Raw genomic sequence first — 20,409 nt, 5'->3', positions numbered from 1 at the left:
GATTTGTATATTTTTGAGCTACATTTGCCGAACATTGAATACAAATGTCTCATTTAATATAGAATACCAATGAAAAGCAAATTATTACTTACATGTACAGTCCTATTGTTCTGTTCTTGTTTTCTGTACGGACAGAATCAATCTTCTAAAGTCGTAAACTCCAATGAAAATAATAACAGAAGTATCCAGCATCCGTGGCAGGGTAAAAGAGTAGGGTATATAGGGGATTCTATTACAGACCCGAATTGCTATGGTAACAAGATTAAGAAATACTGGGATTTCCTGCAGGAATGGTTGGGGATTACTCCTTATGTATATGGCATAAGCGGCAGGCAATGGAATGACGTGCCCCGTCAGGCAGAACAGTTGAAGAAAGAACATGGTGGGGAAGTGGATGCAATCATTGTTTTCATGGGGACGAATGATTTTAATGCGGGTGTCCCTATCGGAGAATGGTTTACGGAAACGGAAGAACAGGTGATGGCGGCTCGTGGTGAGACTAAGAAGATGGAAACACGCAAGAAACGCACCCCTGTAATGGATGGAAATACGTATAAGGGACGCATCAATATCGGAATGAAACGGTTGAAACAGCTTTTCCCGGATAAGCAGATTGTGCTGTTGACTCCGTTGCATCGCTCGTTGGCGGATTTTGGAGAAACGAATGTGCAGCCGGATGAAAACTATCAGAATAGTTGTGGTGAATATGTGGATGCTTATGTACAAGCGGTTAAGGAAGCCGGAAGTGTATGGGGAGTGCCTGTGATAGACTTTAATGCGGTGACAGGATTGAATCCGATGGTGGAAGAACAGTTGATTTACTTTTATGATGCGGGGTATGACCGTCTGCACCCTAACACGAAAGGACAGGAACGTATGGCACGTACATTAATGTACCAATTCCTTGCATTGCCGGTAGCCTTTTAAAAGTATCTTGCACAAAAATCTATGAGATTGTACTCTTTTCTATAGGGGATTGCTTTCCAAAGCTCTATTTTTGTACTTTATAAAAATATGACTTATGAGACATAAACTCCTGTTTTCTTTATTTAGTTTTCTGATTGTCACTTTATCTGCTCATAGCAAGCAAAAAGACTTTGTATTAAACGCTAGGCAGACGGTTACGGTCGCTTGTAGTAATTCCGAAGAACAGGTAGTCCATACTGCCTTGGATATGCTGACCCGTGATATTCGGACTGTATTGTCGTCCACTACCCAAGCGAGCGAAAGTACCGGAATGATTGTCGTAGGGACGATCGGGCGGAGCGAGCTTCTTCAACAAACAGGGGTGGATGTTTCTGTCTTGAAAGGAAAACAACAGGCTTTTCTGTTGACTGTGTCTCCGGAAGGAAAACTGGTGGTAGCCGGTAGCGATAAACATGGCACAGCCTACGGAATACTCGAAATTTCCCGTTTGCTAGGTGTCTCCCCTTGGGAATGGTGGGCGGACGTAACTCCGGAAAAGAAGGACTTTTTCAAACTTTCACGGAAGTTCCGAAGTGTCCAGTCGCCTTCGGTAGAGTATCGCGGAATCTTTATCAATGACGAAGACTGGGGCTTGATGCCATGGAGCAACCGGACTTATGAACCTTCAGATGTGAAAGGCGAAATCGGGCCGCGGACGAATGAACGTATTTTCGAACTGCTGCTGCGCCTGCATGCCAATACTTATTGGCCGGCTATGCACGAATGTACACTTCCGTTCTTTTTGACCAAAGGCAATCGGGAAGCGGCAAAGAAATATGGAATATTCATAGGTGCTTCGCATTGCGAACCGATGGCCTGTAATGCTGCCGGTGAGTGGAAGCGGAGAGGCGAGGGAGCATATGATTATGTAAACAACAGTGCCGCAGTTTATAAATTCTGGGAAGACCGTGTGAAGGAGGTTGCAGATCAGGAGATACTCTATACGCTGGGAATGCGCGGAGTACATGATGGCAAGATGCAGGGAGCCAAGACGGTGGAAGAACAGAAAGCGGTGATAGACCGTGTGTTTGTAGACCAACGTGGATTGATTGGGAAATACGTCAATAAGGATATGACTAAGGTTCCACAGGTCTTTATCCCTTATAAAGAAGTACTCGATATTTATCATGCCGGATTGCAGGTGCCCGATGACGTTACATTGATGTGGTGTGATGATAATTACGGCTATATCCGCCATTTTCCTACTGCCGAGGAACGTGTGCGCAAAGGGGGGAATGGCGTTTACTATCATGTATCCTATTGGGGACGTCCGCATGACCATCTTTGGTTGAGTACAATGAGTCCTTCATTGATTTATCAGCAGATGAAACTCGCCTATGATCAGGGCATACAGAAGATGTGGATATTGAACGTCGGGGATATCAAGCCTGCCGAATATCAGATAGAGCTGTTTATGGATATGGCCTGGAATCTGGATGCGGTAGCCTCAGAAGGAGTGACCTCTCATCTGAAACATTGGCTGGAACGGGAGTTCGGAGCTTCATGTGCAAAGGCTGTATTGCCTGTAATGCAGGAACATTATCGTTTGGCTCATATCCGCAAACCGGAATTTATGGGAAATACGAGAGAAGAGGAAAAAGATCCCGCCTACCGTGTTGTTAAAGATTTGCCTTGGAGTGAGAAAGAGATAAATGCGCGTTTGCGGGCTTATGGTGATTTGTCGGAAACGGTGGAGCGGGCAGCTTCAAAGGTTCCGGCCGACAGGCAAAGCGCCTATTTCGAGTTGGTGAAATATCCGGTACAGGCTGCTGTGCAGATGAACCGGAAGCTATTGTACGCTCAGTTGGCACGTCATGGAAAGGCGGATTGGGGGCAGAGTGACCTTGCTTATGACAGCATTGCTGCATTGACACAACAGTATAATGCTTTGGAAGATGGTAAATGGAACCGTATGATGGATTTCAAACCCCGCAAGCTGCCTGTATTTAACCGGGTGGAGAGGAAAACTGCTACTTTGCCGATGATGAAAGAGCGTACCGCTGTCTATAAGTGGAACGGGCTGGACGGCAAGAATAAACAGAACGGGAAGATGGTAACAACCCCTGTAACTTATGAAGGTTTGGGCTATGAAGGCAGAGCGGCAGGTATCAACATGGGTGATGCACTGACTTTTTATTTCGGCAAATGGGCAGCGGATTCGGTAGTAGTAGACGTCCGTTTGTTACCCAATCACCCTGTGCACGGAGAGCAATTGCGCTTCTCGGTATCTTTGGACGGTGCAGAACCTAGAGTGGTTTCTTACGAAACGAAAGGACGCAGTGAGGAATGGAAGGAGAATGTATTGCGTAATCAGGCTATCCGTAAAATGGTGTTTCCGGTCTCCGGAAAGAATCCCCACCGTCTGGTGATTAGGGCGTTGGATGAAGGAGTGGTATTGGATCAGGTGATGCTCTATATGCCGGATAAACGTTAAGTCCTGTCGTCTTTCGGCGGCAGGACTTTCTCAATTATGAATGTATGCATGGGGTATAGAGATTTATATGATTGAGAATTTCTACGGACGAACGAATAGTTCGTCCACCTTTTTCTTGAGCTCCTCTCCCCGTAAATCTTTTGCGACGATTTTCCCTTCTTTGTCTATGATGTATAGTTTAGGGATGGCATAAACTTGGTAAAGCTGTGCAACAGGACACCTTTTCATACCTTTTAATGATGAGACATGCATCCAGGGTATTTGTACCTTGTCGATGGCTTTCAACCATGCCGCTTCCGAATTGTCCATTGAAATACCTACTATCTTCAACCCCTTGTCCTTATATTTTGCATAGATTTCTTTCACGACAGGCATCTCTGCAATGCAGGGGGCACACCATGAAGCCCAGAAATCAAGGATGACGATATGCCCTTGCAGGCTTGCAAGCGAAAATTCCTCTCCTGTCACAGTCGGTAACGTAAAATCCGGCGCTTTCGCTCCTGGTGCCAAAGCCTTCATTTTTGTAATGCTTTCTTTCAGTTCGATTCCCTTTGGCGTCTTTTTCGCTTTTTCTCCCATACCGTTGTAGAATGCTTCTGTCTCATCCACGGGAATACCTTTCAGTAGATTCATCACAATGAAGTAAGGTGCGGCAAGACAATTCCCATACCGGCTTAGAAAATCATTTTTTTCGTTTTCCCTTTCCTGTAGAACGGTCTTTAGCTTCTTCTCATATTCAGCCTTTTTCGACAGGTCGTTTTCTTTGGCACTCTTCTCTATACCAGCGGCAAACATACCTTCGTTCATCTTGCGTATAAAATCATGTCCCCAATATGCCAGAATTGCTTCGGAAGCCTTATGCTCTATTGAATTCCCTATTATTTCATAAGCGGCTGTCGGTTCTTTATAAGAGTATTCTACATCCCTTATGAGGATATCTGCAGGTTTTCCATCACCCATCAGCGGTCTGTAGCCTTTGCTACTCTCATGGGTGAGAGACAATAGTTGCATATTGTTCAGTTTTCCTGATAGAATGTAACTACCGTCCGGGGCTACGGTGGTCGAGTCAATCGTCACCGCTTCGGGAGTATCTGCAGGGAAGTTGTTCAAATAGACTTTTTTTCCTATTCCGGTAGCCCATTTCCCTTTGATTTGATAGGGAACTTGGGCAAATCCGATTCCCGTTGTCAGGCAGATGGCGATTATGGTACTTATAATCCAGCTTTTCATATACATATTTATTTGGTTTATCATTGATATCTATACTTATCTGGAGAAATAATCGAGTGGAAGCGGGTCATCCGGACAAGTGTTCTTCTGAAATTCTATCAGGTCTGTTCCGGCTCTTTCCAACATGAACTTATAAGCTAACGAAGCCCGGTTCTTTACTTTCGGAAAACGCTCGAATACCCTGTCTATTTGGCTCTTGGGTGTTTTCATGATGAAAGATACATAATAGCCGAAGTCCTCGTTGTTGCTGGGCTTCATTATGTAGAACAATTCACCCTCAAAATAGATAGGAGTGGCATTGATAACTGTCGCCGAATAGCATGAGTACTCCAAATCCGTAAATTCTTCCAGCGGATCCTCAAGAAGGTCTATCATGAAAGTAGCTTCACTGGAAGCATTAAAATCTGTCGGCTCTACACCTACGGCGGTATAAATGGAATTTAATAATGCCGTATTGATGGAAGCCTTCATTCCCTGCCAGTCATCCTCGTCCAAGTCATCCATGTCTTTGCTTACATGGGCGATAACTATGCCGTGTGTCTTTAGTTCCAGTACATCCACCAGTTTGCTTTTTAGATATTCCTTATTGTCACATACGGAGTCTACCAGGAAGATTCTGTATGGAAGAAACTTTTTTGTGAATGCAGGCGGATATTCATTTAACGCATCGTTCTCCAAGAAAGAAACCATGCGTTCGATATACGTTTCGCTTCCTTCCTGTTTCACGGGAACATACCACTTAATATCACTGTTGCTCCATCCGAAATACAAGTCGCTTGCCGGGAAATCATACAATATTTTACTGCCGTATTTTTTGTAGAATGCATTAATCTGGTTATCAATCGCTTCATTCCCCGTACTTTCCGGATCATAGATCGTACTGTTCAGCTCGTCAATGGAAGTCAGCGACCCCTCGGAGCAGGCGGTTATGGCTACCGTCATGACGATGCACCATGCATATAGTATATTCTTTATCATAATGGTACTTTTTTAATGGTTGTATTATTCAAGTGTTCCCAGGGAAGAAGAAGCGATAACTTCCCGCTGGTTGTTCTCAATTGCATTGTTATAACTAGTCTCATCTTCGGGAATAGGAAGTACATAGTTCGGACTTTCCGCTTTCAGGCGATATACCGAGTACTCTTTGGGAGAACTGAAAAGCCGATGTTCCACAGACGGCATACCCTGGCGGCGCATATCCCAAAAACGCATGATTTCTTCAAAACACAACTCCCTGCGACGTTCTTGCCAGATGAATTGAATTAAATCGTCTTTTGTTGCAAAGTCCGAGATTTGCTTTTCGGCATTGGGGCTTCCCGATTTGTATTTCTTTACCCGCAGTTGGTTGAGCAACCCGATAGCATCATTGCTGACACCGCTTGCTTTCTGTGCATATGCTTCTGCCAGGTTCAGGTAAAGCTCGGGAGTTCTCCAGGCTTGACTGGAATAGTTTGTGCCCGCTCTCTGGTCGTATTTGTGCGGGTGGTATTGTCCTGCATAATAAGTGGGATTGCGCGTACTGCCGGATTTGTTATATCTTCTTTGGAAATAAGCTTGAAGCCGCAAGTCGTCCTCGTCATATAGTCCGATTAAAGAATTTTCCCCTGTCCACGAAGTATGAAAACCATACTCGTAGTACATGAGTATAGGGTTGTTAGGCGCAAGGTAGTCATAACCACCGTCACTCCGCCCGAATCCGAATACCACCTCGTCCAATTCCTGATTGTTGGCACAGAAACTGGTCTTTTCGAAAGACGAGACATATCCGAACATAGTTGCATCTTCGCTATTCAGGTTATGGATAGAAGAATTTTTGACCAGAAACTTCTCTGCCGCCGAGATTACTCCATCCCAATCTTGTTGGAACAAGGCGATTCGTGCTGCCAGGAAGTAAATAGCTGCAGACGTGATTTCAGGTTTTCTACCGGTGTACTTTTCACACTGGAATACAGCTCCCGTTATATATTCCTGTGCTTTCTTTATGTCGTTATTGATTAATGCATACACTTCCCTGATAGTTGCTCTCGGTTGCGGAGTTGTTTGTATTTCGGGGCTGGTCTTTATTACAACACCCGGTTTGTCAAGATTGGCTGTCGAATAGGGGAGAGCATATGTGTTTATCAGGCAGAAGTAATGGTAAGCGCGCAGTGCGTACGCCTGTGCCGCCAAAGCCCGGTAAAGTCCTTCTTCCGTCTCCGCATAAGTCATTTCCGGCAAGGCATTGATGATAGTGTTGCATCCTAGGATATTGCTGTAACGCCCGCTCCAGAAACCATCCCTGATATTCTCCGAAAAATCACTCTGCCATATAAAAGCAGCTTCACCATATCCTGCCTTGGCATCTATACCTTCGCGCCAGGTGGTACAATACCTGTCGTTTTTTTGTTCGGCGTCATAGTAAAGAGGTCCCATTTCCACATCATCCGTCATTAAGTTGACGAAAGAGATTTGCGAACCGAACTTGTCGGGGTATCCTTCTCCCAGCAGTAGCGGGGCGAAATCGGTCACGGATTCGGGTATCAGTAAGTCTGCCGAGTCCTCTTTTAGGTAGTCGTCGCATGAAAAGAGCGACAGGATAGCCATGAAAGATATTATGTGTATAAGTTTCTTGTTCATGATTTCTAGCTGTTTGATGTTAAAATGATACATTTACTCCTAAACTGAACGTCGGTAAAGCAGGAATATTGGCTCCATTTGTTTCCGGATCCAGTCCATTCCATTTCTTGTCCGCGATAGTGAATAAGTTGGTCACCTGAAAACGCAGCATCAGGCTGTTGACATTCAACGGTTGCAACATCTTTTTGGGGAAGTTGTAACTAAGCGAAACGAGTTTCAGTTTGAGGAAATCAGCTTTCGCCACTCTGATATTGCTGTAATTATACATTTCGTATGGATAAATCATTTTCCCTTTTATTGTCGCGTCATAAGTATCGTAAGCGGCTCCCGCTTCCGTCCCGAAGTAGTTGGTCAATGCGGTGCTGTTATACGGCGCCGGATAGATGGTCTGGTCGCCAGGCTTGTTCCAGCACTTCAGCCAGTCAGTGGAAAGGTTGCTCAACGGATCTATATAATGTGTATTATCTGCGTAATAATTGGGAATCCGTGCCACGCTTCCGATACTATACGTGAAATTCATGGATAAAGAGAAATCCTTATAACGAATTTGGGTGTCGAATCCTCCGGTCAGTTTTGGGAAGATGGAGCCACAGCGTACTAGTTTCATATCCGTCTTTGAGCCCCGGATCGATTTTCTACCATCCCTTGTATAGAACATGGCATAGCCGTTGTCCTGATTGATGCCGGCAAATTCATAAGCATAAAGCGAACCGATAGGAGCTCCTTCTATAGCCAGACTGCCGCTCAACATCTTTTCGACAATTTCAACGTCGCTTAAATCTTCTGGGTTGGCATAGGTGATTTTGTTGATGTTGCGGCTGAAGTTCATGCCGATTCTCCATTCCCAGTCTTTCTTCTTTAAAAGTCCGATGTTGACAAAGCCTTCCACCCCCTTGTTAGTCATTTTTCCTGCGTTATAGTATAGCAGGGTTCTTCCGTTGGATGAGGCTACCGTTTTACTCATAATCAGGTCAGATGTTTTCTTGCCGTAGACATCGACTCCACCTCTTAGCCGTCCTTCGAGCAAGGAGAAGTCGACGGCGGCGTTCCACGAACGTGTTTTTTCCCATCTCAAGTCGGGGTTGGGCAATAAACGGATACTTGAAGTCGGAATATTCTCCACCCTATCACCAGTCGTGATTATCAGATAGGGCGAGGAATCTTCGTGGATATTTCCCTGGATACCATAAGACCCTCTGAGAGCCAGATTGTCTATCCAGGAAACATCTTTCAGGAATGCTTCGTTCATCAAATTCCATTTCACCGCGAACGAGTAAGTAGGCAACCAGCGGTATTTGGGGTTGCTGCCGAATTTGTTGGAACCGTCCGACCGGATATTGGTGTTCAGGATATACCGGTTGTCATAGGAGTAGGAAGCCACGCCGTAGAAAGAGGCAACCTGTGTGAAGGAATTAGTATTGGTAGGAAGTGTCTTTCCTGTTTGTATATACTGGCTGGTGAACAGCTCGGTTATCACCGGATTGAACTTCTCGCCGAATTCCGGTGTCCAGCCGTACCCCGTGATTCCTACGCCTTTGTAAGCGTTCCGCCGCGCTTCCGTACCCGCCATGATATTGATATGATGGTATCCGCCGAATATTCCGGTGTAACTTACCTGGTTTCTGATAGTATAACCCGTTTTACGCAGGTTGGACTGATACAGCATACCACCGTAAGGAAGTGCGGACGCATTATAAATATCCGTATCATAGGGAGTGTACATACCATAATCCCATCCTCTGATACTACTTATGTTGTAAGACTGCTCGGTAGCCCACTCCCTTTGTGCCGTATTGGTGTTGTGGTAAGAGAAAGTACCGGTATACTTCAGTCCGCTGATGATATTCACATCCAGTTGGAGCAAGGCGTTGAAATCATCCAGTTGTGACGATTTTCCGGTATTATCCAGCTCCTTGAGGATATTGTAGCCGATAGACTTTGTGCCGGTGTTTCCGTCTTTCTCATAAGTCATATAGTATGAACCGTCGTTGTTGAAAGCAGGAATGGTTCTTGACTTGCTGTATGCATAGTTGAAAGGGTTGACGGAAGAATTGTATCCGTTATTGGATGTATTGGTAAAATCGACTTTAGCAGTGAAGCTGATGTGCTTGTTTATGTCCATCGTCATTTTAGCCAGCGTACTGATTTTTTCGGTATCCGAACCTTTCGCCGCGCCTTCGATATTCTGATAGCCGGCAGAGATGTAATAAGTCATTTTCTCCGTACCGCCGGACACGCTGACATTGTGCGTATGCGTGATGCTGTTTCGGAACAGATGCTTGAACCAGTCGGTATTCCTTGTCTGCATGGCGCTGACTTCCGATTTGAATTCGTCCAGGGTCATGTCTTTGTTCATCAATGCTTCATAAGCGCCTTCATACGTCGGTCCATACGGCGTACGTCCGAAGTTGTATCCGGCATCAACCAACTGTTTGGAGAAAGCGATGCGCTCCTGCGAATTCATCTGATGATAGTTGGAGTAGGAAGGACGGGTATTCAGCGTGACATTACCATTATAGGTAATGACGGGACGCCCTGCTTTGCCTTTCTTGGTGGTCACTACGATTACTCCATTCGCGGCTTTTACACCATAAATGGCGGTTGCCGACGCATCTTTCAATACAGTGATACTTTCAATATCCTGCGGATTTACTCCTGAGATGGCATTACCTATCAGATATTCGGCATCTTCACTATTGATATCCGAAGCAGTGAAAGGCACGTCCTGTTCAAGGATTACTCCGTCCACCACCCATACCGGAGATTTATTACCGTTGATGGTGGCATTACCACGGATACGGATTTTAGGAGTGGCACTAGGCTCACCCGAAGTATTCATTACCGCCATGCCCGGTATAGTACCCTGAAGCATCTGGTCGATAGAGCTGACTCCCTGTACCATGATGTCCGCAGCTTTTATAGAGGAAACTGCACTGGCAGATTCACGGCGATCCATCACTTGATAACCTGTAATGACAACCTCACTCAAGGCGGCATCGCTCTCTTTCAGGATGACAGGAGATACTTTTTTGTTGGCAAGCCCCTTTTCGACAGATACCTTGACTTGTCTTGTTTCCATTCCCAGATAAGAAAACCGGAGCGTGTAGCTTGTACTGTTTTCAACTAAAAAGTTATAAGCCCCGTTTATATCCGTGGTTGTCACCCATTTCGTTCCCTCAATGATGACATGCGCTCCGGGGAGCGGTTGCTTGTTTTCGTCTATGACGATACCGTCCAACTGGCACAGTCTGGATTTTGCTTCAGCTTCCGGACTGCCGGGTTTCAGGGCAATCGTAATAAAATTGCCGTCTATCTTATACACTAACGGCTTTTTGCCGATCACTTCGTCGAGCGTTTCAGTGATTGTCTTGTTTCTGATACTCCCCGTGACACCATAAGCAAAGATATTCTCATAATTAAAGATAAACTTGTACCCGCTTGCTTCCTCTATTTTCTTGAAAGCATTGGCAAGCCGTTCATTTTTGAACTCAAGTGAGATCCTCTTTTCACTTTGTTGTCCCCGGATATTGGTGCTGAATATTGTTAAGGTCAGCAACAACCAGAACATTTTAGCCACAAAGTGATTCATTCTGCTCCTTTTGAAGGAATTAGTCCAAATTTTCACCATGATTATGCATTTAGTGTTTGACAAACTTTGTTCTTTTACTCTTGTAATACCCTCTCGTAAGCTTTTTTAAGCCTTCTATATGTTTATTACGTTTTGTCTGTGGAAATGGGTGACAGAAAAGAAACTTTTTTTGAGAAAATGCAGGCAATTGGTTTTAATTTATACTTTTTGAATAATTATGCACAACCAAACAGCCGGATTGTATAGCAGAATGAAAGGTGTTAATAGAATGAAACTGTCATACAGCCATGTTTATGTAGCTATATGACAGTTTACTGTATCACAGAATAAAAAAACTATTTTGCGAAAAGCTCATCCATCTTCTGGGAAAGTTTTTCTCCGCGCAGGTCTTGCGCTATGATTTTTCCTTGCGCGTCAATGATATACATGCGGGGGATACCCGTCACTTTGAACTTTTGCGCTATAGGGCATTTCCATCCTTTCAGTGAGGATACATGCTTCCAAGTTAGCCCTTTTCTTTCAATGGCACCTTTCCAGGCAGCTTCTTTTTCGTCTAGCGATACGCCGAGAATCTCCAACCCTTTGCTGTGGTACTTCTCGTAGATTGCTTTCAAGTTGGGCACTTCCGCTAAACAGGGGCCGCACCAGGAAGCCCAGAAGTCCAGCAATACGATGTGTCCGCGGAGCTCATGCAGGGAAAGTTTCTTCCCTTCGGGAGTGGTCAGTTCAAAATTGGGTGCGATACCGCCTATATTTACCTGTTGCATATCTTCTATCTTTTGTTTCAAAACCAGTCCCGGAGCGGATTTCTTTACCCGGTCTGTCAGCTTGTCATAGAAAGAAAGCACCTCGTCCAGTGTCTGGTTTGTCATTAGATAACGCTCGAAGAAATAAGTTGAGGCTATGTCATTGCGGGTGGTATCCATATAGTTCTGCACCGACCTTGCAATCAAGCTGTCTATCATGGCTACTTTGTATTTGGCCGAGTCAATGGCCGTCGTATCTTTTGAGTTCAATGCTTGTGACAGTGTTATCATCTTTCCCAGTTGGAAGAAAGAAGCGGTGGTGGAAAGCGTTTGCCCTGATTTCAGGACTTCCTGTTCGCGGTCACCTTTGACTTCTATATGGGTGGTGTTATGTGTTTTCCCTTTTTTGTCGGTGGTTGTTTTCTCCTGAATAGTGACCTGAAGAGGGGTTATGCTGACAAAGATTTCGGCTTTATTCTTGGGGCTGCAACTGATAGCCATCCGTTGTTCTTCCTTTACTTTTCCTTTCAGTGAAAAAGAAAAATCTGAGGCAACCTTTACCGAGTCGATGGCTTGCAGGCTATCGGCCGTGATGTATTTTTGCAGAAAAACAGTTTTTCCAGCTCCGTTCTCCCAGGTTCCTTCAATCTGATAGGGCACTTGTGCCACAGCTATAGAAACTGCTGGTAAGAAGATACAAAGTCCATAAAATCTTTTCATTTTCATTGTTCTCTTTTTTTTATAGTTTACTTATCGTAATCCGGTTACCCTCGAGGGTAGCCTTTACTTTTCCTACCTGATTGAGAAGCTTGAGAACTTGTTCCGGCTGATCTGTGCGTTCTGCCCAAAAGTTGAAATGATAGTGCATGGACGCTTCATCCGTGAAAACGATAGCCAGATTGTACCAACGTCCGATGGCTTTCATGATTTCTACAAGCTGCGCTTCTCTGAAACAGAATAAATCTTCTTTCCAGGCTACATACTCGTTGATGTCTACCTTGCGCGGGATTAACATCAAGTCGTTTTCATCCAGGGGAGCATCTTCGCCGGGGGTAAGCCGCAACTCATTTTCTTTTTGAGTGTCGGATACGATGACACTGCCCGATACCAATGTCACGTGCCTGCTTTCGTGCGGGTAAGCCCGGAAGTTGAATTCGGTTCCCAATACACGTGTCTCCGCAGTTCCGCTTTTTACGATGAAAGGACGGCTGGCATCTTTCGCCACATGGAAAAAGGCTTCGCCTTCCAGTTCCACTTTCCGTTCTCTGCCTGTGAAGCGATTGGGGTAGTGCAACTTGCTTTCCGCATTCAGCCAGACTTCGGTTCCGTCTTCCAGTACGAGTTTGAAGTTTTTGCCTCTCGGTGTGCTCAATATATGTGTAGCCATCGGCCCTTCCGCTTCGCTGGCATCTTGATACCTCAGGGACTCATTTTCCAGATGAGCCCCTCTTCTTGCTAATAATTGTTTGTCTGCTTGACCGCTAATCGGTACAATTTGTCCGTCGCCAGTTTGTAGTTCTATGCTTTGCACTCTTTCGGAAGCGGGAAAAACAATCGCCACTTCTGCATACGTATTTTCTTCTGTGATAGAGAAGAACGGATAGCCTATAATAATGAGCAAGGCGATAGCTGCCGCACTTACCGTCCATAAATAATATTTTCTGAGCGATGAAGTTTTGGGACGCGGGTCTACCCGTTTCCAGGCTTTTTCTACATCCGGCGCCATTTGCGTATTCAGGTTCATCAAGGCTTCCCGGCTGTCCATCATTTCCCGGAACAGGGTACGGTGGGACTCTTCTTCGAGCCAGGCAATGAATTCCTCCGACTGGCGGAATGTCCAATCGTCCAATGCCTGTAAGGCATATTCATAATCTTGCTCCTGTCTGGGTTGCTCTTCAGTTTTCATATTCTATATATTATTACGTTATACTCAAAGAAAAGGGTGACAATGGAAATATTTTTTTTGTATCCGTGTGCTGTTTTTATTTATCCGTTTTATTTCTGATGAAGGATAATGCTCTGGATATTAGAGTCTTCACGGTGTTGATCGTAATTCCCATTTCTTCTGCCGTTTCTTTATATTTTTTCCCGTGGAGAAAGCAGGATTCAAAAACTTTGCGGGTTTGCGGCGGGAGCTGGTTGATGGCAGACATCACTTGGGAGATGCGTTCCTGATGTTCTTCATCGTCATTGTTTTCTTCCCAGTATTCGGATTCCCGGGAGATATTGGAGGCGTACCTGCTTTTTACATCACAGTGTCGCAGATGGTCGATGCAGCTATTGCGAATCAGGGAATATAATAAGGGTAGCGGCGAAACGCCTTCCACCACCGTATCATAGTTTTCCCATAAATAACTGAAGGTGTCCGCAACTATATCTTCGGCACATTCCTGATCGTTCACCAGATTGAACGCATAGAAATAGAGCCGGGAATAATTCATCCGGAACAGTGCCTCGAAGTCTTTATACTTCTTCTCTTTTGAATAGGTCATAATCAGTGTCGGGTTACTAACCGCAGGACAAACCATGCATGGCGCGTTATGGTGCCAATCAGCCCGTAGTGTCTCGCCATGATACGAAATCTTTCTTTGAGGGATGCCTTCCGGTTTCGGGTGGTCATTCCTTCGTCCAGATAGTCGATAATCGTTAAATGTGTATTATGGAGTGTGCGTGCTTTTTTCATGATACGGATACACCAGTCGAAATCGGCGGAAAAGCGGTATTTCAGGTCATACGGCTCTACCAGGGTGTGGCGGGCGAAGAACGCCTGATGGCAGACCAACATTCCTTCTTTGAAACTTTTCCAGGTTAGCGTTTCAGGGGCGGAAAGCCTGCGCATACGCAGGAAGTGCCTGTCTTTGTCTACGATGGCTGTTTCTCCGTAAAGAACGTCGGGCAGTTCGTAACCGTTGATGCTATGTGCCATTTGCTGTAAGGTGTCATCTTCGTGAAAACAGTCGCCTGCATTCAGGAAACAGAGATAATCGCCGCTGGCAAGGGCGATTCCTTTGTTCATGGCATCATACAGTCCTTTGTCCGGTTCGCTCACTACGGTGTGTATCCGCGGGCGGTAGCGGTCGATGATAGCTAAAGTTCCATCCTTGGAAGCTCCGTCCACGATGATATATTCCACGTGATGATACGTCTGCGAGATGACACTTTGGATGGTGTCTTCCAATACCTTCTCAGCGTTGTATGTCACCGTGATAATCGAGAACTTGGGAGTAGGGTGGATGCTATGCATATTTTCCCGTTATTTTGTTGTAGACATCTGTATATTTTTTGGCGATGATACTTTCCGAGTAATTTCCCAGTACCTTGCGGCAGGCTTGTGCGGAGAGTTCCTTATATTCCGGTTCTGTCAATATCCAGTGTATGCCGTTGGCAAAATCTTCCGAAGATTTATATTGTGCTACGTAGCCGTTGTGCAGATGGTCTATCATTTCGGGGATACCGCCTACGTTGAATCCTACACAGGGCACTCCGCAAGCCATTGCTTCCATAATCATATTGGGGAGATTCTCTTCCAGAGACGGGATGGCAAAGAGGTCTACGGCATTGTAGATATCTACCACCTCGTGCTCGTTCTTGATATAAGGAAGCGGATAGACACGGAAAGGCAGCATCTCCTGTAACTGTTGCGACTGGTTGCCGAATACGACGACTCCCAGTGAGTCTTTCCATTCGGGGTGCTTCTCTGCCAGCAGTTTGCAGGCTTCGATAAGATAATCCACCCCTTTGCGTTTGTCGGTAATCTTCAGCGAGCCGAACAGAATCAGTTGCTTGTCTTCCGGTAGCATGAACTTAGCCCGTGCTTTCTGTTTGTCCTGCGGCTTGAACAGGTTGGTATTGATGGCGTTCGGAATATTCGTGACGCTTTTCCCTTCAAATAAGGCACTGGTCTTCGCCTGCTCTTTCAGCCAGCGGCTGCAAGTGACGAAGTGGATGGGAGCCTGACTGTATAGCTTTTGTTTCTTGCGGAACGTGCGATAGGACAGGTCTTTCCGCCCACCGCCTTTATAGATATAGGGACAGTTGTGGCATTCCTGCTGATAATTCGTACATTCCCGTGCATAATGGCAGATACCCGTACATGGCCACATATCATGCATCGTCCAGACTACAGGTTTGCCGGATGCCAGTATCTTCCGTATGTCATTCAGTGAGAGCATTCCTTGATTGATCCAGTGCAGGTGTATAACGTCGGCCTGCCGAAATTCAGGAAGCGATGTGATGTCCGTTCCCGTATTGGCAATATCCACGTCAAACAAATGGTAACGCCGGAAGCGGTTGGCACTCCAGATAACGATGCGCTCCCACATGAATTTCCACACTTGCAACCAGTTACGTTTCAGGCTGACAACGCTGATCTGGTCGGTCTGCTTGTCGCGAACCAGCATTTTGGCCTTGATACCGTTGTTTTTCAGTGATTCCATCAGTCGGCTTGCCGCGATGGCTGCACCGCCGATTCGTTCGGATGTATTTATAATCAGGACTCTCATGAGCATAAAAGTTTATGCAAATGTACGTCTTTTAGAGGAAATGTTTGATATTTCCTGTAAGCTTTCTGCTATTTCGCGTGAAAAGATTTCGAGGTTAAAGCGTTCTTCCGCCAGTTTGCGGGCCTTCTCTCCCATGCGGCGTGCTTCTTCGGGATGGTCGGCAATATAGCGGATGGCATCTGTCCAGCCTTGTACGTCGTTGTATTCTACGGTGATTCCTATTCCTTCTTTATCGATGTCTATCTCAAAGTTGGGATTGCGCGAACAAATCACGGGAATACCGAGGGCGAATGCTTCCACAAGCGTGGTCAATCCTACCGTGTAGGGAAAGTCCAGACAGCAAATCACAATACAGCTTTTGCGTGCCACGAGTTTCCCCAGTTCGTAGGGAATCACTCCGTCCGTATAATGGACATGAATGGAATCGGGCAATGAATACCGATTGATGATATTTTGGTAATTGATAGTTCCGCATGAGACGGCAATGTATAAATCCAGTTCCTCTTTTGTCGAAGAGAATGCCTGTAGAAGCGTGTCCACATCCCGGTTCTCTTTGCCGGTAGAGATAAACCCTTCGCGCTGCCGGCCGTGCATTTCTGCAAGCAGGTGGTCGTAGAAAGGCAAATCCGGTCCCCAATGTATGAGCTTTAGCTTGTGGGGCGGAGCTTTCCGGGTTTTCAGTGAATCCTGAATCAGCTTCCGGCTGAACAGGAACATCTTGTCTATACCTTTGTAAAAGAGACGCGAAATCTGTTCGCGCCAAGGTTTGGGATTGGCTACAACTGCCGTATGATGCCAGATAACGATAGGCTTGCGATAAAGTCCCAGGGCACGAAGAAAGATGACTGGCTCTATCCCCCGGAAAGAAGTGGCGTAAAGTACATCGTATTTTTCTTTACAGAACAGAATCTCTCCGGCAGTGTAAAGCATGAGCTTCAGACGGCTTGGGAAGAATTTGTATCTGTGCATCACGGAACGTATCCCGTACTTTTCCAACAGAGGGAGTCCGTATAAGATATGTCCGGGGAACTTATATTCTTTCCATTCCTCGTAGCTTTCGCGTGTGAGGCGGGTATGGTAAAAATAGATGGTAAGCGGATTATTTAGTGATGCTTGTTTCTTTTCAGCCATTTGTTTATTCGGTTTTTTACAGCTTTCGTGATGATAGAAAAATTACCGTATCTCAGGTTGAGGAACAGTTCCTCGAACGAACGTCCTATCTTAATCCACGGGTGATCCCACCCCATGATGCGGTAGACGCTTTCCTTGTATGCTACATTCTCAATGACATAACGGGGATGCTTCAGTGGAAAATCCACTTCGTAACGTTTCATCGTGAAGATACGCCGGTAGCCTTTAGGCAATGTATGGACCGAACCCGCAAAGTGGGTGGAATCTGCCGTTGCTCCCAGATTGTTAATCATATTGCGGGCGGGCACGATGCTCAGTCCCGAACCGAATAGAATGGAAGCATGGAAGATTGTTTCATAATAAGCCTTTTGATGCTCACGATGACGCTGGCACATATAGATGAAGTCGCTTCGGAATTTACGTTCCTTGATAAGCTGCTCAAGCTGCCTCATGTTGAAAGAGTCGTCCAGGAAACTGTAGAACTCGTCCCATTGGTCGACTACGCGTCTCCAACTCGCCCATCCCCAGATAGAGAAAGTAGTGGCGAAGAAATAATCATAAGGCATATCCTTGGTGATTTCTTCGGGGTTGAATCCGGCAATCATGCTGATGCGGGTGTCGTGTTCGTATTTGTCCAGCATCTCCTTGCAGAACCGGAAGAAGGAGACGGACGGCACATCGTCGTCTTCAAGCACAATACACTTCTCGACTTTCGAGAAAGCCCATTTCTGTGAGATGTATTCCGAAGGGTCACAGCCGAAATTCTTTTCCTGATAAAGGCGTTCCACCTCGCACTCCCAGTCTATCTGCGACACGATTTCACGGCAAGCCTCTATTCCCGGCAGGTCGCGTTCGTTCCTCGCTCCGTCCTGATAGAGAAACAGCCGGGACGGACGTGCTTTCTTTACTTGTTCGAACACTTGCGACAACTGTTGCGGGCGGTTGAAGAACAGAATCAGTACTGAGACATCTACGAGAGCGGGTTTCATGACTTCTTTATTAGTTCCGGGTGAATATAAATGGCATGGACCATCTGCTTTTCCTTGGGCGGGATGTCCATATAGTTTTTATATAAATCTTTCAGATAGGCATCCGGATCGGCCGGAGCCATGAATGTTTTCCCTTCGAAGGTGATTTCCGAAAGGGGGAATACGGAATCATTGCGGTGCATAATGCCGTAACCATTGTTTATCAGCACGTTGGACAGGTAGGTATCTTTCTTGTAGAATAAGCATAAGATGCCCCAGATGCTCCTGTATATTATGTTCTTGGCGCCAAAGTAGAAAAATTCGGCAAAGGAGCGCAAGCTGTAATAATGCCGTGCATGCAGGATGGAATAACTGGTGGATATGCCTTTGCACAGTTTTTTCACCCAGGACCGGGGCACGCTCGGATAAGGGATAAACGGAAAAATATCGAGGAAAAGCCCTTTCTCGTAACTGACGTCGAATGTATCTCCGGCTTCTATATAGAGCGAGTTCAGGTCGCGTATCTTGATGATAGGCTCTTTGTTCAGCGGGTCGCTTTCCGGGGTTTGCAGGAATAAAGACTCGGACAGCTCGGCGGGAGCTACCTTGATGAACCTCTGCAGGTCGGGCAGGCGCATTCCCAGGTCAATGTCATCGTCCCAGGGGATAAATCCGCCGTGGCGTACAGCTCCGAGGAGTGTGCCGCCGTCCAGCCAATAGTCTATGCCGTGCTTCCGGCAGATGCGGTCCACCTCTTCGAGGATAGAGAGCTGCTTCAACTGGCAGGTGCGCAGGTTCTGCGCTACGTAGGCGGATAAATATGGATTGCTCATAACTCGTTTCTTTTAATATCAATCACCTGACCGGTAAATTCTGTGAGTAGCGACTGTACGGTAGCCATTGCCACTGTCTCGGAAGAGAGCAGGCTGTCTTCCGGCTCGATGCCGAAGTTGTGGACGCGCATCGGGGTTTTGGTTCGTTCGGGGTTGATGCAGTTGACGCTGATACCGAACGATTCCCACTCCTGCGCGATGGCTTGCACGAAGTTTACAATCGCAGCTTTTGTGGACGAATAGATGCTGTAGAAAGCCCTGCCCCGTGTATAAGAGCTGGAAGTGAAGAATATCAGTTTCCCTTTGCTTTCTTTCAGATAAGGATAGGCTTCGAGCGCTACGTTGATTGTCCCCATATAATTGGTGTTCACCGCATTGCTGATAGTCTGATAGTCACTGCTGACCAACGGCTCTTTATTCAGTATGCCGGCGGTGTTGATAATGTAGTCTATCCGTTGCGCCTGCCGGTATACGCTTTTGAGCGCATCGGCTACCTGCTCTTTGCATCCTACATCCGTTCCGTTCAGATTGCGGGAGAAACAGAATACCTGTGCCCCTTTTTCCTGTAAGATACGGGCAATATCAGCTCCGATGCCATAGCTTCCGCCAAAGATAACCGCTACTTTATTATTGAGCTGCGATTCTTCGCGGGGAAGATTGCTCAGTTCGCTTTTGCGTAGCTGGAAAAACTTGTCCAAAAGGTAGGTGTCTTCCTTGTAGGTCAGCTTCATGTTGCTTTCTTCTCCCATGACGACATAGACGGGTTCTTCGGGCATATATTTCACTACTACTCCGCAGTCGTCGGTCACTCTGAAATGCGGGTCTTTCAGGGCAATCTCGTATGCGCGGCGGATGCTTTCTATATCAAACGCTTGTGGGGTCTGGCCGCGTTTCAGCTTGCTGCGGTCGGGGATGCTCCGGATGAAGTCTCCTTCTGTCTCGATGATGGTATCCGTGGCAGGCATTGCCACGTCGATGGCTTTGTAAGTTTTCAATGCTTCAATCACGTCGTTGATAATCCGTTGGCTGACCAAAGGGCGTACGGCATCGTGGAAGATCAGGTTGACGTCTTCTCCCTCGTAAGCATTGATTGCCGACAGGCTGGAGTGGTATCTTTCTTCTCCCCCCTTCAGTATTTTCTTTACTTTCTTCCACCCGTTCTTGATGATGATGGATTCGATGTCGGAGATGTAGAAAGGGTTGGAGACAATGGCTATTTCGTCTATATGCGGATTGCTCTCGAATGCGTCGATAGTATGTTCCACTACCATTTTCCCCGCCACCTTGAAGAATTGTTTAGGTGTCGACAGACCCAATCGGCTGCCTACTCCGCCTGCTAGTATGATAGCTATGTTCCTTTTCATTTTTTTGTATGGGCTACTATTATGATATGA

The 20,409-nt window shown here is 46.1% G+C and carries 15 protein-coding genes; 2 read left to right on the top strand and 13 right to left on the bottom strand.

Annotated elements, in window-relative coordinates; translation table 11 throughout:
* Window positions 1-69: 69 nt before the first annotated feature.
* A complete protein-coding gene (locus ACGHVY_RS22830; protein WP_390601810.1) occupies window positions 70-927 on the top strand; it encodes an SGNH/GDSL hydrolase family protein in 858 nt (285 codons plus the stop codon).
* A 94-nt stretch (window positions 928-1,021) separates the two neighbouring features.
* Entirely contained in the window at window positions 1,022-3,400 is a 2,379-nt protein-coding gene (locus ACGHVY_RS22825) for a glycosyl hydrolase 115 family protein (protein ID WP_390601808.1), read from the top strand.
* Window positions 3,401-3,481: 81 nt separating this feature from the next.
* Here the strand turns inward: ACGHVY_RS22825 and ACGHVY_RS22820 are convergent, their stop codons facing one another.
* The 13 genes from ACGHVY_RS22820 to ACGHVY_RS22760 all read right to left on the bottom strand — a co-directional run bounded on the left by ACGHVY_RS22820 (window position 3,482) and on the right by ACGHVY_RS22760 (window position 20,379).
* On the bottom strand, window positions 3,482-4,630 hold the full coding sequence (locus ACGHVY_RS22820; protein WP_390601806.1) for a TlpA family protein disulfide reductase: 1,149 nt from the start codon (window positions 4,628-4,630) through the stop codon (window positions 3,482-3,484).
* 36 nt (window positions 4,631-4,666) lie between these two features.
* Window positions 4,667-5,608 carry a hypothetical protein gene (locus tag ACGHVY_RS22815; RefSeq protein WP_390601804.1) on the bottom strand — a complete coding sequence of 314 codons (942 nt, stop codon included), beginning with the start codon at window positions 5,606-5,608 and terminating at the stop codon, window positions 4,667-4,669.
* A gap of 24 nt (window positions 5,609-5,632) precedes the next feature.
* Window positions 5,633-7,246, bottom strand: a complete 1,614-nt coding sequence (locus ACGHVY_RS22810) for a RagB/SusD family nutrient uptake outer membrane protein (RefSeq protein ID WP_390601802.1) — start codon at window positions 7,244-7,246, stop codon at window positions 5,633-5,635.
* A 19-nt stretch (window positions 7,247-7,265) separates the two neighbouring features.
* Window positions 7,266-10,835, bottom strand: coding sequence for a SusC/RagA family TonB-linked outer membrane protein (locus ACGHVY_RS22805; protein WP_390601800.1), 3,570 nt, complete (start codon window positions 10,833-10,835; stop codon window positions 7,266-7,268).
* Window positions 10,836-11,170: 335 nt separating this feature from the next.
* The gene (locus ACGHVY_RS22800; RefSeq protein WP_390601799.1) at window positions 11,171-12,307 is read right to left on the bottom strand and encodes a redoxin domain-containing protein; all 1,137 of its coding nucleotides are present in this window, start codon (window positions 12,305-12,307) and stop codon (window positions 11,171-11,173) included.
* A 13-nt stretch (window positions 12,308-12,320) separates the two neighbouring features.
* Window positions 12,321-13,487 (bottom strand): FecR family protein, encoded by a 1,167-nt coding sequence (locus tag ACGHVY_RS22795; RefSeq protein WP_390601797.1) that lies wholly within the window; start codon window positions 13,485-13,487, stop codon window positions 12,321-12,323.
* 76 nt (window positions 13,488-13,563) lie between these two features.
* Window positions 13,564-14,073, bottom strand: coding sequence for an RNA polymerase sigma-70 factor (locus ACGHVY_RS22790; RefSeq protein WP_390601795.1), 510 nt, complete (start codon window positions 14,071-14,073; stop codon window positions 13,564-13,566).
* Window positions 14,074-14,075: 2 nt separating this feature from the next.
* Entirely contained in the window at window positions 14,076-14,825 is a 750-nt protein-coding gene (locus ACGHVY_RS22785; RefSeq protein WP_390601793.1) for a glycosyltransferase family 2 protein, read from the bottom strand.
* Entirely contained in the window at window positions 14,818-16,083 is a 1,266-nt protein-coding gene (locus ACGHVY_RS22780) for a glycosyltransferase family 4 protein (protein ID WP_308745918.1), read from the bottom strand. The genes ACGHVY_RS22785 and ACGHVY_RS22780 overlap by 8 nt, the downstream gene beginning before the upstream one ends.
* Window positions 16,084-16,095: 12 nt before the next feature.
* Window positions 16,096-17,214 carry a glycosyltransferase family 4 protein gene (locus ACGHVY_RS22775; RefSeq protein ID WP_308745919.1) on the bottom strand — a complete coding sequence of 373 codons (1,119 nt, stop codon included), beginning with the start codon at window positions 17,212-17,214 and terminating at the stop codon, window positions 16,096-16,098.
* Entirely contained in the window at window positions 17,187-18,203 is a 1,017-nt protein-coding gene (locus ACGHVY_RS22770) for a hemolysin activation protein (protein WP_390601791.1), read from the bottom strand. Before ACGHVY_RS22770 ends, ACGHVY_RS22775 begins: the two co-directional genes overlap by 28 nt.
* Window positions 18,200-19,015: a phosphorylcholine transferase LicD gene (locus tag ACGHVY_RS22765; protein WP_390601789.1), complete on the bottom strand. Its 816-nt coding sequence runs from the start codon at window positions 19,013-19,015 to the stop codon at window positions 18,200-18,202. The genes ACGHVY_RS22770 and ACGHVY_RS22765 overlap by 4 nt, the downstream gene beginning before the upstream one ends.
* Window positions 19,012-20,379: a bifunctional cytidylyltransferase/SDR family oxidoreductase gene (locus ACGHVY_RS22760; protein ID WP_308745922.1), complete on the bottom strand. Its 1,368-nt coding sequence runs from the start codon at window positions 20,377-20,379 to the stop codon at window positions 19,012-19,014. The genes ACGHVY_RS22765 and ACGHVY_RS22760 overlap by 4 nt, the downstream gene beginning before the upstream one ends.
* Window positions 20,380-20,409 lie beyond the last annotated feature (30 nt).

Source organism: Bacteroides sp. f07, from assembly GCF_042854785.1.
Taxonomy (GTDB): Bacteria; Bacteroidota; Bacteroidia; order Bacteroidales; family Bacteroidaceae; genus Bacteroides.
This window is presented reverse-complemented; position numbering and strand designations above follow the sequence as displayed.